Here is a 12,796-nt window from a genome sequence, read left to right as displayed (position 1 = left end):
CTAGGTTATCGCTATTTTTGAATTTCTTAAGGGGGATTCTAAGTTGAGTAGCTATTTGCCGGTCTTGATAGCTGATATTGCTTCGGTGGTATCAATAGTTGGGTTTGTGGTGACTTGTTTTTTTATTTGTCGAGGCTAGAAAAATAAGAAATTCATTTATGAGAAAAGCAAGAATGCCAGAGATTTTTAATGATTTAGACAAAATCGCGACAGATTTGTTTTCTAGCTTAAAAGAATACGAAAAAGAAGACCGCTTGGTTCCTGCCAAAATTCAAAGAGCTGTCGCGCTATTGGAGAGTAATTTATCTAAAATACATGACTCGCAAAAAAGTAGAATTCAGGTTTTTATTAATGCAGCTAATGATATGATGGCAAAAGGGCTTGATAAAGATGGCTCTTGGGATTTGTACGCTAAACTAAGTGGGGTTGTTTCTGGTCTCCACCAGATGGCTAAAGATACAAAGTGGGAGGAATAATTTATGGACCTTTCTAGCGAAAAAGAGCGTTTAATTACGCAGCTTATACGAGAAACAACTAGCGGAAATATTTCTTGGTCTGTGCAGGAGGTTCCGTACTCTTTAGGTCAGGCTACGGAAAACTATGTCCCTCTGTATATAGAGGCGGATTACAAGAATGTAAAGGTCGGTGTGTATGAGATTAGATATAAGTATTATATGGATGAAAGTGAATTTCATTGGATGGAGAGTCTTGGTATTTGTATTGTTCAAGGGCATGGTTTAGTTGTTTGGAAGGTGGAGGAATATTCGCCAGCTTTAAAAGAGCTATTTAATATAGCAAGCTATCAAGCGTCTGGCATAAAAAATATCCTGGGTATATAAAGCGCCAAGATGGGTAGAGCCGGGTAGGGTGGGCATGTACTCATGCCCACCCTCTTCGTGCATCGCGGTGGGCACGGAATACGTGCCCACCCTACTTGGTGCAAGCGCGACAGCCAAAACCCATCGCCGTGGGGGAATCACCGCCCGCCGGATTCCGCTACATCCCACCCCCGGCGCAACCCGAGACGCTGCGGGCACGAATCCCATACAATCCGAAGATAACCATGAAACACACCATCCAAATCGATTGCCCCACGGAATTGCTGTTAGGGCTGCACCTAAACGCCGAAGGTTTCGCCGAATATATCAAGCACCAAACCGCCATCGGCTTGTTCAAAGAAGGAAAATTATCGTCGGGCACGGCGGCAACTTGGCTGAATATCGGGCGCGTTGAATTCCTACGCCTAGCCTTCGACGCAGGGGCGGTTTTGCTGGAGGATTCGGAAGACGATCTGGCCAGGGAAACCGCGTTGCTATGATCGTTTTCTCCAATACCACGCCTTTGATCGCGCTCAATGGTATCGGGCAACTCGATCTATTGCCGCGCTTATTCACCGAGATTCATTTGGTGGGCGAAGTCATAGAGGAATGCGCAGTGGGTGGAATCATAAGGGTTCCCGATCTTCGCGCCTTGCCATGGGTGAAAGTAGTCGAATCCACGCCCGTCCAATATCCCACGGTTTTGCTCGAACTGGATAAGGGTGAAAAACACACGCTCGACATGGCCCGCAAGTTGAACGCCGATTGGGTCATCATCGACGAGAAAATAGGGCGTAATATGGCCGAATACCTCGGCTTGAAAGTGACTGGCACCTTGGGCGTTTTGCTCAAGGCCAAGCAGCAGAATTGGATTCCCTCTTTCCGGGACGCCGCCGCAGCCATGGTGCGGCAAGGGATTCGGTATAACCACGGCTTGGTGGACAAATTAGCACGTCAGGTTGGGGAATAAGCCAGCGCGATGTTAGGAGCGATAGCCGAAGCCCATCGCCGCAGGGGAATCCTTGCCCATCAGCGACTGCGCCAACATAAGCGCCCGGCGGTCTGGGCGGTGGGCGGGGAAGGTGGATTGCGCCGGAGGGGTAGGGTGGTCATGGCTGTCCTCCATTGAGGGCTCCTATGATGATGGAACCTCCAAAATCAGCTGTTTATGCAACAACGTCGTCAAAATTGGGAAAATATTAAGGCCCGGATTCGGGCACAATAGGACCGCTGAATCACCATCCACCCACCGGAGTCCCGCCATGACCGATAATGTCGAAAACCTGGTTCTCGAACACCTACGCCGCTTGCGTAACGGAATCCAAGGAACGCGGATGGAAATGCAGTCCGAATTCCGGGAACCCAAGCGGGGGTGGAAATCCTAGTACCGCCCATGGTCACCATAAGCCCCCAAGCCGCCATCGCCATCCGCTCCCTGCTGCCGCAAGACCGCAATCGGATCGAATACCAAACCCATTTGCTCGCCCGTTTCCCGGACGACGAATATATCCTCCGCCATGTGCAGCGGCTGACCGGAGAAAAATCCACCTACCTGCTCCGCGCTACCCCGGAACTCAGGATATTATTCAGGTACGAACAAGGAGAAACCGAGGTTTTAGATGTGGTCGCCCATCGGCGTCTGGAAAAGATGTTCTATTCGGTGTATTAGCCCATGCAAAGCTTCGAGGAATTCGCTTTCGATCCCTGGCAATGCCGCAAGGAACTGGCCGGTTTGGCGACCCAGTTCAACGCGCCGGAAACCTTCGTCCATGGCCCGGATATACTCGACTGGTTCCGGCGGCATAAACACCTCTCGGCCTTCATCGGAGCCTATTTCCCCTATCTGGCCCAGGCCGACCGTTTGGCGTTCGACTACGACTTGCTTGGAGTTTCCACCTGCGATATCGCCATCGGCGATTCCGTGGCCGGCGAATTCTGCTTCGTGGCTTTGGGCGACGGCGGCGGGGAGGATTGGGCGGAACAATTCGACCGGGGTTGTGGCCGGATGATCGATTGGTTTTGGCGGCTGGCCGAAACCCGCGGCAGCAACCAATCCCTGCGGCGGTTCGGCCCGCATTATTCGGGTTTTCAAGGGCTCTTCATAGCCGGGCTGGAAACTCGGCTCGACCCGGACCAAATCAAGCGCTTGCACTGGCGGCGCGAGCATCTCCTGGCCGACGACAAGCCCCTGCATTGCGTCACCTACGACGAGCTATACCAGCACCTCGCCGCCAAATTGCGGCTGTACGAAGCGGCCTATCACGCCGATCAAAAACATCTTTCCACCCGAGCCTCCCTGCTATGAACAAATCCGCGCGTTTCCTGCTCGGCCTGTGGCTGGCTTCCGCCCCGCTGCACGCCGAAACCCTCTATGTCACCCTGGAAAAAGACAACGCCCTGGCCGTGGTCGCGCCGGAAGGCAAACTGCTGAAGACGGTGAAGATCGGCAAGCGCCCCCGCGGCATCGCCCTCTCCCCGGACGGCAAGCAGCTTTATGTCGCGGTCAGCGACGAGGACGCCATCAAGGTGGTCGATACCGTGACGCTCAAGGTGATCGGCAAACTGCCCTCGGGCAAAGACCCGGAAACCTTCGCCCTCGATCCGGACGGCAAGGCGCTCTATGTCTCCAACGAGGACGACAACCAAGTCACGGTGGTCGATATCTCCAGCAAGAAGGTGGTGAAAACCATTCCGGTCGGGGTGGAACCGGAAGGCGTTTGCGCCAGCCCGGCCGGTACCTGGGTGGCCGCGACCAGCGAGACCACCAATATGGCGCATTGGATCGACCGCAAAACCCTGGCGGTTGCCGACAACACCCTGGTCGATCCGCGCCCCCGCGCCTGCGCCTTCACCGACGATGGCCGGCAGCTTTGGGTGAGTTCGGAAATCGCGGGCACGGTGTCGGTGATCGAGGTGGCGACCCGCCAGCCGGTGGGCAAGATCAGTTTCAAAATCCCCGGCGTGACCCAGGAGAAAATCCAGCCGGTGGGCATTAAGATCGACCCCGAGCGGCGCTATGCCTACGTGGCCCTGGGGCCGTCCAACCGGGTGGCGGTGATCGACGCCCAGAAGCTCGAAGTCGTCGATCATTTCCTGGTCGGGCAGCGGGTGTGGAATTTGGCGTTCTCGCCCGACCATCAGCGGCTCTACACCACCAACGGGGCCAGCAACGATGTCTCCATCATCGACCTCGTGCAGCGCAAGGTGCTGAAGTCGGTGGCGGTGGGGCAATATCCCTGGGGGGTGGCGGTCAAGCCTTGAGGCTTTCAGGGCACCAGGATGGTATTCCCCGGCGGTTTCCGCTCCTCCAAGCCGGGATAATCCAAGGTGAAATGCAAACCCCGGCTTTCCTTGCGCAACAAGGCCGAGCGGATAATCAATTCAGCCACGATCACGAGGTTGCGCAACTCCAATAAATCGCTGGTCACGCGGAAATTGCCGTAATACTCGGCGATTTCCTGCTTCAATAACTCGACCCGGCGCAAAGCCCGTTGCAGGCGCTTATCGGTGCGGACGATACCGACATAGTCCCACATGAACCGGCGGATTTCGTCCCAGTTATGGGAAACCACCACTTCCTCGTCGGAGTCGGTTACTTGCGATTCATCCCATTCCGGCAATTCCGGCGGGTTGGGTTGATCCTGTAAACCCTGCAGGATATCCTCCGCCGCCTGCTTGGCGAACACCAAACATTCCAAGAGGGAATTGCTCGCCATCCGGTTCGCGCCATGGAGTCCTGTGCAAGCCACCTCGCCCACGGCGTACAGCCCCGGAATATCGGTGCGGGCCCCATGATCGGTGAGGACGCCGCCGCAGGTATAGTGCGCCGCCGGCACCACCGGGATCGGCTGGCGGGTGATATCGATGCCCAGTTCCAGGCAACGGGCATAAATGGTGGGGAAATGGCTTTTGATGAACTCGGCGGGCTGGTGGGAAACATCCAAGAATACGCAATCGACCCCCAAGCGCTTCATCTCGTGGTCGATGGCGCGGGCCACCACATCGCGCGGGGCCAATTCGCCGCGGGGATCGAACCGCGGCATGAAGGGCGAACCGTCGGCCAATAGCAAGCGTCCGCCTTCGCCCCGTACCGCCTCCGAAATCAGGAAGGAACGGGCATGGGGATGGAATAGACAGGTCGGGTGGAACTGGATGAATTCCATATTGGCCACCCGCGCCCCGGCCCGCCAGGCGATGGCGATGCCATCACCGGTCGCGATATCGGGATTGCTGGTGTAGAGGTAGACCTTGCTGGCCCCGCCTGAAGCCAGCACCACATGGCGGGCGCGGAAGGTCTTGACCTTTTGCGCCTGGCTGTCCAGCACATAGGCCCCCAACACCCGCGGCTCGCGTCCGCCCAGCTTCTTGGCGGTGATGAGATCGATGACATTGTGATACTCGAACACCGCGATGCCGGGGTGGGCGCGGGTATGTTGTTCGAGCGAGGTTTCCACCGCGAGGCCGGTGGCGTCGGCGGCGTGGACCACCCGGCGGTGGGTGTGGCCGCCTTCGCGGGTCAGATGGAGATGGTGCCCGCCATTTTCCGACTCGACCTCGGTGAACGGTACACCGCGTTCGACCAGCCAGTCGATGCATTCCTTGCCATGCGAAACCACCAAGCGCACGGTTTCGGGGTCGCACAGCCCGGCACCGGCGACCAAGGTATCCTGGATATGGGATTCGATGGAGTCGCCCTCGTCCAGCACCGCCGAGATGCCGCCCTGGGCGTAGAGGGTGTTGGATTCGGTCAGGGCGGTCTTGGACAGCACGGCGACCCGCGCATGATCGGCCAGCCGCAAAGCCAAACTGAGGCCGGCAGCACCGCTGCCTATGACCAGAACGTCGTATGCGAGTGATGACATCGTTGAAACCGGATTTAAGGAATCCCGTCATCCTACTGTAAAACTCCCCGCCCTTAAACAGCGGTCCAAGCGCCTGCCGGAAATGCCATGGGCCGGGTGCGCTCTGTTTCAACAAGCCCCGTGCCGGATTCGGGCGGTGGGTGGTTACAATGTGGGCGGTTCGGCCCAGGAGGGATCGGCGGAGATGGCGAATCGCCCCAGCGGGCCCAGCGCCCACCGATATGGGCGGGAACACCGATTGAACGGTGCCGGGTAAACGACGATAATGCTTTTTGGCAACACTGGGCCGGATTCGGAAGGTTTTATCGCCATCCCAGGAATTACAGCATCCACGCCCAGACGACAATCCCCGACCATCAGTCCACGGTCGCCCGCGCTCGAACCCTGGCGACCCGCCGTCGAGGGCGGACGCCCCCTTACGTAAGGATTCCCCGGAATGGGAGAACAACTCGACGAGGAATTGGTCCGGCAGGTACAGCAGGGCAACAAAAAAGCGTTCGATATCCTCGTCCGCAAGTATCAATACAAGATCGCCCAGTTGATCAACCGATACATCAAAGACCCTCACGAAGCCTTGGACGTTGCCCAAGAATCCTTTATCAAAGCCTATCGGGCCTTGCCAGGTTTCCGCGGCGAGAGCGCGTTTTATACCTGGCTTTACCGGATCGCGATCAATACCGCCAAAAACCATTTGGCGATGCGGGCGCGGCGTCCTTCCGACGACGAGATCGATATAGACGAGGCGGAACAATTCGAATCCGCGGTTCGTCTAAAAGACAACGAGACTCCCGAGGGTCTCGTGCTGAGCGAAGAACTGGCAGAAGTAATCCAATTGGCTTTAGACGAACTTCCAGAAGAATTACGCACGGCGATCAGTTTGCGCGAGTTCGATGGCTTGAGCTATGACGAAATCGCGCAAGTCATGAATTGTCCGGTAGGTACCGTGAGGTCCAGGATTTTCCGGGCCCGCGAGGCCATCGACAAGAAACTTGAACATTTACTTGGTTAGGGGCACGTCCATGATCGAAGACAGCCTAAAGCAGAAGCTGAGCCTCATGCTCGACGATGAGTTGGGGCGCGATGAATCCTTGAAATTACTGGCCGGGATCGAGTCCGATCCCGCCTTGCGGGCGCAATGGCACCGCTACAACCTAGTCGGTATGGCGCTGCGCTCCCAATCCAGTTTGGTGCCCGATAGCGGCTTCGTGGACCGCATCAGCGCCGCGCTGGCCGACGAACCCACCATCCTGGCCCCACAAGCCGCCAAATCCGCCACCCGGCGCGATATGGGCTATCGGGATAAGGCCGTCACCCTGGCCTTGGCCGCATCCCTAGCCGCCGTGGCGGTGATGGTGGGGCAATCCCTGCATGATTATTCCCCGATGAACGGCCCGAACGTCATCGGCCAGGCCGGCGACACCCAAGCCTCGGTCGATCCGGAGTTCCGCGACTATCTGGTCGCCCATTATGAAACCGCCTATCTGTCCGGTGCCCAGGGCATGTTGCCCTCGGTGCGGTTGGTCAGTTCCGGCTCCCCGCGCTAACCGCTGGTGGCCGCGCTCATGTCGTTCCCGCCATCCCGGCTCCGCAAGGGCTTGGCCACAGGCTTGGGTGCCTTATGCCTATTGGCGGCGCTGGGCCTCGTTGCCGAGCCGGTGGCCCCACCACAGCCGCCGGCCTTGGGCTGGCTCACCGATATGCGCCATGCCGTGGGCCAGCTCAACTACAAGGGCACCGTCGCCTACCTCAAGGATAAGCAGGTCGAAAGCTTCCAATTGTTCCACGCCGTCAATGGCGGCAAGGAGCAGGAACGTTTGGTCTCGATGAACAGCCCCTTGCGGGAAGTGGTGCGCGATGCCCAGAAAGTGGCCTGCTACTACCCCGAAACCAAAACGGTCTTCATCGAGAATAAACCTTCCACCCGTTCGGTGTTGCTGGATATCCCGGACGACCTGACCCAGTTGTCCCGCGATTACCGGGTCGAATTGAAAGGACAGGAATACGTGGCCCGCCGCTTGTCGCAAGTGGTCGATATCGCGCCGCTCGACGCTTACCGCTATGCCCGGCGCATTTGGATCGACACCGACTCCAAGCTGCCGCTCAAGTTCGAGATTCTGGGCGAAGACGGACAAGCGATCGAACAAATGGTGTTCACCTCGCTGGACCTCGAACCCAGCTTCGCCAGCGGCGACCTCAGCCCCTCGATGCCCACCGACCAATTCACCCGGCAAACCAGCCAGCGCGAAGCCCTGCCGCTGGATTCCTTACACTGGGAATTGCACGATGTGCCGGATGGCTTCCAAATCGTGTCGTACAGCCACTTGCAGCGCCCGCCGAACGACCGCAAGGTCGAGCATATCCTTCTGAGCGACGGTTTTTCCTCGGTCTCGATCTATATCGAGGACCAGAAAAGCGGCCCGCCCAAGGAGCATCCCAAGAAAATCGGCACCATCAACGCCGAGTCCGTCAAGATCGGCGATTACCTCGCGACCGTGATGGGCGAGGTGCCCGCCAAAACCGTGGAGGCCATCGCCCACGGCCTGCGCCACCGGGATACGGAACAGCCATGATCGAAGAAGAGGCCCTGGTCATCCGCGTCGAAGCCGATCAAGTCTGGGTGGGGAAACCCCGGCAATCGGCCTGCGCTGCTTGCAAAACCCCCTGCGCCACCGCCGGTGTCGCCGATTACCTGGAACAAGGCAAGCCCGATCTGGCCCGCCTCGCGGTGTCTTCCCCCATCGAGGTGCGGGTGGGCGACCGCGTGGTCCTGGGGATCGAAGAAGGGGCCATCGTCAAAGGCTCGTTCGCGATCTACCTGCTACCACTGCTGGGACTGCTGGCCGGTGCCCTCCTGGGCCAAACGCTGGGCGACGCTTTTGCCACCCCCGCCGATCCGGCGGCCGCCTCGGGCGGTTTGGCCGGTCTGGCCGCGACCCTCGCCTTCCTGAAATTTTCACGGCTGTCCTCGCGCAATACACCGCGCCCCGTGGTATTGCGGAAACTCGGCTGATCGCGCTGTCCCCATCCCATTCCTTACCCTATGGTTCCCTGATAACTTGGGAGTTAGTCATGCTTAAATCCAAGTGGGCCGCGGCGCTCCTATGCTTTTCCTTGCTGGCGACCGTGCCGCCGTCCGCCACCGCCCAATTACCCGATTTCACCGTGCTGGTCGAAAAGAACAGCTCGGCCGTGGTCAACATCAGCACCACCCAGAAAATGGCCGCGGTCGAACGCCCGGAACTGCCGGAAGGCATGGAACCGCCGCCCGAGGGCACGCCTTTCGACGATTTCCTGCGCCGCTATTTCGGCGAGGGTGGTCCCGAAGGCGGCGAACCCAGCGAATCCAAATCCCTGGGTTCCGGCTTCGTGATTTCGCCGGACGGCTACATCATCACCAACCACCATGTGGTGAAGGATGCCGACGAGATCGTGGTACGCCTGCAAGACCGCCGCGAATTGGTCGCCAAGCTGGTCGGCTCCGACAAGCGTAGCGATATCGCCCTGCTCAAGGTCGATGCCCAGGATTTGCCGACGGTGAAGATGGGTTCCGCCGATAAGCTCAAGGTCGGCGAATGGGTGCTGGCCATCGGCTCGCCGTTCGGTTTCGACCATTCGGTGACCGCCGGCATCGTCAGCGCCAAGGGCCGCAGCCTCCCAAGCGATAACTACGTGCCTTTCATCCAGACCGATGTGGCGATCAATCCCGGCAATTCCGGCGGTCCCTTGTTCAACCTCGACGGCGAAGTGATCGGGGTCAATTCGCAGATTTATAGCCGTACCGGCGGTTTCATGGGGCTATCGTTCGCCATCCCCACCGAAGTCGCGATGCGGGTGGTCGATCAACTGAAATCCCAAGGCCATGTTTCACGCGGCTGGCTAGGCGTGCAAATCCAGGATGTGACCCGCGAACTGGCCGAATCCTTCGGCATGAAGAAACCGGAAGGCGCCCTGGTCTCCAAAATCCTGCCCAAGAGTCCGGCGGAACAGGCCGGTCTCCAGATCGGCGATATCATCACTGCCTTCAATGGCCAGGAAATCAACGCCTCCGCCGAACTGCCGCCCTTGGTCGGCATGACCAAGATCGGCGACACCGCCACGGTCAAGGTGCTGCGCCAGGGTTCGCCCAAGGATATTCAGCTCAAGATCGGCTCCCTGCCGGAAGAAGAACCGGCGATAGCCAGCGGCAAGGAAGAACCGACAGGCGGCGAAACCCTCAAGCGCCTGGGACTCAACGCCATCAACCTCACCCCGGAAATGCGCGAACAACTGGAAGTGCCGAAGAACGGCGTGCTGGTGCAGGGTGTCACGCCCGGCCCGGCCTACGACGCGGGACTCCGGCGCGGCGACGTGATCCTCCGGGTCCAAGACCAAACCGTGAAAGACTTGAATCATTTCAAAGACCTGGTGAAGAACCTGCCCAAGGGCAAATCCGTGGCGATGCTGGTGCAAAGGCGCGGCAGTTCCTTGTTCCTGGCCCTGAAACTCAAGGACTGAGCCCGTGGCCGAACAAAAACACATCCGTAATTTCTCCATCATCGCCCATATCGACCATGGCAAATCGACGCTGGCGGATCGTTTCATCCAGATTTGCGGGGGCTTGAGCGAGCGGGAAATGTCCGCCCAAGTCCTCGACTCGATGGACATCGAGCGCGAACGCGGCATCACCATCAAGGCGCAGAGCGTGACCTTGAATTACCAGGCGCGGGATGGCGAAACCTATCAGCTCAACCTGATCGACACGCCCGGCCACGTCGATTTCTCCTACGAGGTGTCGCGCTCGCTGGCGGCTTGCGAAGGGGCTTTGCTGGTGGTCGATGCCGCCCAGGGCGTCGAGGCGCAAAGCGTTGCTAACTGCTATACCGCCATCGAGCAAGGGCTGGAAGTCCTGCCGGTGTTGAACAAGATCGACCTGCCCTCGGCGGACCCGGACAAGGTTTGCACCGAAATCGAGGAAATCATAGGTGTGCCCGCCGACGAGGCGCTGAGGATCAGCGCCAAGACCGGCCTCGGCATCGACGACTTGTTGGAACAACTGGTCGCCAAAGTCCCCGCCCCGACCGGCGACCCGGATGCTCCGGTCCAAGCCCTGATCATCGATTCCTGGTTCGATAATTATTTGGGTGTGGTGTCCTTGGTGCGGGTGGTGAATGGCTCCATCAAGCGGAAACAAAAGATAGTGATTATGTCCACCGGAAAGAGCCATCAGGTGGAAAAGCTGGGTGTGTTCACCCCCAAGCCCTTGGACATGGAACAACTGGGTTGCGGGCAGGTGGGCTATGTCATCGCCGGGATCAAGGACATCTTCGGTGCCCCGGTCGGCGACACCATCACCGTCAGCGACCACCCGTGCGAAACGCCCTTGCCGGGCTTCCAGAAGGTCCAGCCCAGGGTGTTCGCCGGGCTGTATCCGGTCGAATCCGACGATTACGAGGATTTGCGCGAGGCGCTGAACAAGCTCAACCTCAACGACGCCGCCCTGCAATACGAGCCCGAGACCTCGCAGGCGCTGGGCTTCGGCTTCCGCTGCGGCTTCCTCGGCATGTTGCACATGGAAATCATCCAGGAGCGGCTGGAACGCGAATACGACCTCGACCTCATCACCACGGCCCCCACCGTGGTCTACGAAGTCCTGAAGTCCGACGACTCCACGATCCAGATCGACAACCCCTCGAAACTGCCCTCGCCCAACGAAATCGAGGAAGTGCGCGAGCCCATCATCGAAGCCCATATCCTGGTGCCGCAGGATTATCTCGGCAACGTCATCACTCTATGCATCGAAAAGCGCGGCGTGCAGAAGAACATGCAATACATGGGCGGGCAGGTGGCGATCAATTTCGAATTGCCCCTGAGCGAAGTAGTGTTGGATTTCTTCGACCGGCTCAAATCGGTCAGCCGCGGTTTCGCCTCGTTCGACTACGAATTCAAGCGCTTCCAGGCCGCGCCCCTGGTCAAGCTGGACATCCTCATCAACGACGAGCGGGTGGACGCCCTGTCCCTGATCGTCCACCGCGATATCAGCCAAAGCCGGGGCCGCGATTTGGTGGAACGCATGAAGGATTTGATCCCGCGGCAGATGTTCGAGGTCGCCATCCAAGCCGCCATCGGCTCCAAGATCATCGCCCGCTCCACGGTCAAGGCCATGCGTAAGAACGTGTTGGCCAAATGCTACGGCGGCGACATCAGCCGTAAACGCAAACTGCTGGAAAAACAAAAAGCGGGCAAGAAACGCATGAAACAAGTGGGCAAGATCGACATCCCGCAGGAAGCCTTCCTCGCGGTCCTGCGCGTCAACAAAGATTCCTGATGGGCGGCGGCATGGACTTCGATTTTTCTTTTTTCCTGGTGCTGGCGACCTTGGTGACCGGCGTGGTGTGGGGTGGCTATGTGCTGATGCTGCGGGTTCAAGGCGTGGAACCGCCGCCCCCGGATAAAGAACCCATCCTGGTGGAATACGCCCGTTCGTTCTTTCCCATCGTCCTCATCGTCTTGTTGCTGCGCTCGTTCCTGGTGGAGCCGTTCCGCATCCCCTCCGGTTCGATGATGCCGACCCTGTTGGTCGGGGATTTCATCCTGGTCAACAAATTCACCTATGGCATCCGCCTGCCGGTCATCAACACCAAGATCGTGGAGATGGGCCAACCGGCGCGGGGCGATATCGTGGTGTTCCGCTATCCCAAAGACCCGACCATGGATTACATCAAGCGCATCGTTGGCCTCCCCGGCGACCGCATCGGCTATGTCCATAAACAGGTGTATGTGAACGGCGAGCCGGTTAAGCAGACCGCGCTGGGAATCTACGAAGGCAGCCAACCGGGTAGCCAATGGGGCGGCGAAACCCTGCTCAGCGAGGATTTGGGCAGCGTCACCCACGATATCCTGGCGCGGGTTGGCGAACCCGCCGCGAAGGAAGGCGAATGGACCGTACCGGAAGGCCAATACTTCGTCATGGGCGACAACCGCGACAATAGCAACGACAGCCGGTTCTGGGGCACGGTGCCGGAAGCCAACCTAGTCGGCAAAGCCTTCTTCATCTGGATGAGCTGGGACGGCGGCATCGCCTTCAACCGGATCGGCACCTCGCTAAAATAATCCAGGGGCTTCCCAAACGGGCGTCGC

The 12,796-nt window shown here is 58.7% G+C and carries 15 protein-coding genes; 14 read left to right on the top strand and 1 reads right to left on the bottom strand.

Going from position 1 to position 12,796, the window contains the following annotated elements:
- Positions 1–158 precede the first annotated feature (158 nt).
- The 7 genes from B9N93_RS24815 to B9N93_RS15160 all read left to right on the top strand — a co-directional run bounded on the left by B9N93_RS24815 (position 159) and on the right by B9N93_RS15160 (position 4,079).
- On the top strand, positions 159–476 hold the full coding sequence (locus tag B9N93_RS24815) for a hypothetical protein (RefSeq protein WP_125469010.1): 318 nt from the start codon (positions 159–161) through the stop codon (positions 474–476).
- A gap of 3 nt (positions 477–479) precedes the next feature.
- On the top strand, positions 480–839 hold the full coding sequence (locus tag B9N93_RS15185) for a hypothetical protein (protein ID WP_085215085.1): 360 nt from the start codon (positions 480–482) through the stop codon (positions 837–839).
- A gap of 224 nt (positions 840–1,063) precedes the next feature.
- Positions 1,064–1,318, top strand: coding sequence for a UPF0175 family protein (locus tag B9N93_RS15180; protein WP_085215082.1), 255 nt, complete (start codon positions 1,064–1,066; stop codon positions 1,316–1,318).
- A complete protein-coding gene (locus tag B9N93_RS15175) occupies positions 1,315–1,788 on the top strand; it encodes a PIN domain-containing protein (protein ID WP_085215080.1) in 474 nt (157 codons plus the stop codon). Before B9N93_RS15180 ends, B9N93_RS15175 begins: the two co-directional genes overlap by 4 nt.
- A 423-nt stretch (positions 1,789–2,211) precedes the next feature.
- Positions 2,212–2,487 (top strand): hypothetical protein, encoded by a 276-nt coding sequence (locus B9N93_RS15170; protein ID WP_085215078.1) that lies wholly within the window; start codon positions 2,212–2,214, stop codon positions 2,485–2,487.
- Between the two features lie 3 nt (positions 2,488–2,490).
- A complete protein-coding gene (locus tag B9N93_RS15165; protein ID WP_085215076.1) occupies positions 2,491–3,123 on the top strand; it encodes a Shedu immune nuclease family protein in 633 nt (210 codons plus the stop codon).
- The gene (locus B9N93_RS15160) at positions 3,120–4,079 is read left to right on the top strand and encodes a PQQ-dependent catabolism-associated beta-propeller protein (RefSeq protein WP_085215074.1); all 960 of its coding nucleotides are present in this window, start codon (positions 3,120–3,122) and stop codon (positions 4,077–4,079) included. The genes B9N93_RS15165 and B9N93_RS15160 overlap by 4 nt, the downstream gene beginning before the upstream one ends.
- Before the next feature lie 5 nt (positions 4,080–4,084).
- Here B9N93_RS15160 and nadB read toward each other — a convergent pair whose 3' ends face one another.
- Entirely contained in the window at positions 4,085–5,680 is a 1,596-nt protein-coding gene (gene nadB / locus B9N93_RS15155; protein WP_085215072.1) for an L-aspartate oxidase, read from the bottom strand.
- A 436-nt stretch (positions 5,681–6,116) separates the two neighbouring features.
- Here nadB and rpoE point away from each other — a divergent pair, with 436 nt between their 5' ends.
- Genes rpoE through lepB form a run of 7 tightly spaced genes read left to right on the top strand, consistent with a single transcriptional unit; the run spans position 6,117 to position 12,769 of the window.
- Entirely contained in the window at positions 6,117–6,689 is a 573-nt protein-coding gene (gene rpoE / locus B9N93_RS15150) for an RNA polymerase sigma factor RpoE (protein ID WP_085215070.1), read from the top strand.
- 10 nt (positions 6,690–6,699) lie between these two features.
- On the top strand, positions 6,700–7,224 hold the full coding sequence (locus B9N93_RS15145; protein ID WP_085215068.1) for a sigma-E factor negative regulatory protein: 525 nt from the start codon (positions 6,700–6,702) through the stop codon (positions 7,222–7,224).
- 18 nt (positions 7,225–7,242) lie between these two features.
- A complete protein-coding gene (locus tag B9N93_RS15140; protein WP_085215066.1) occupies positions 7,243–8,250 on the top strand; it encodes a MucB/RseB C-terminal domain-containing protein in 1,008 nt (335 codons plus the stop codon).
- On the top strand, positions 8,247–8,690 hold the full coding sequence (locus B9N93_RS15135) for a SoxR reducing system RseC family protein (protein ID WP_085215064.1): 444 nt from the start codon (positions 8,247–8,249) through the stop codon (positions 8,688–8,690). Before B9N93_RS15140 ends, B9N93_RS15135 begins: the two co-directional genes overlap by 4 nt.
- 59 nt (positions 8,691–8,749) lie before the next feature.
- The gene (locus B9N93_RS15130) at positions 8,750–10,174 is read left to right on the top strand and encodes a DegQ family serine endoprotease (RefSeq protein WP_085215063.1); all 1,425 of its coding nucleotides are present in this window, start codon (positions 8,750–8,752) and stop codon (positions 10,172–10,174) included.
- Positions 10,175–10,178: 4 nt separating this feature from the next.
- Positions 10,179–11,984 carry a translation elongation factor 4 gene (lepA, locus tag B9N93_RS15125; RefSeq protein ID WP_085215061.1) on the top strand — a complete coding sequence of 602 codons (1,806 nt, stop codon included), beginning with the start codon at positions 10,179–10,181 and terminating at the stop codon, positions 11,982–11,984.
- 11 nt (positions 11,985–11,995) lie between these two features.
- Positions 11,996–12,769 (top strand): signal peptidase I, encoded by a 774-nt coding sequence (gene lepB / locus B9N93_RS15120; protein ID WP_085216291.1) that lies wholly within the window; start codon positions 11,996–11,998, stop codon positions 12,767–12,769.
- Positions 12,770–12,796: the final 27 nt, after the last annotated feature.

The sequence above is a fragment of the Methylomagnum ishizawai genome (assembly GCF_900155475.1).
In the GTDB taxonomy this organism is placed as follows: domain Bacteria; phylum Pseudomonadota; class Gammaproteobacteria; order Methylococcales; family Methylococcaceae; genus Methylomagnum; species Methylomagnum ishizawai_A.
The sequence above is the reverse complement of the archived record's forward strand: the minus strand, read 5'-3'. Positions and strand labels throughout refer to the sequence as shown.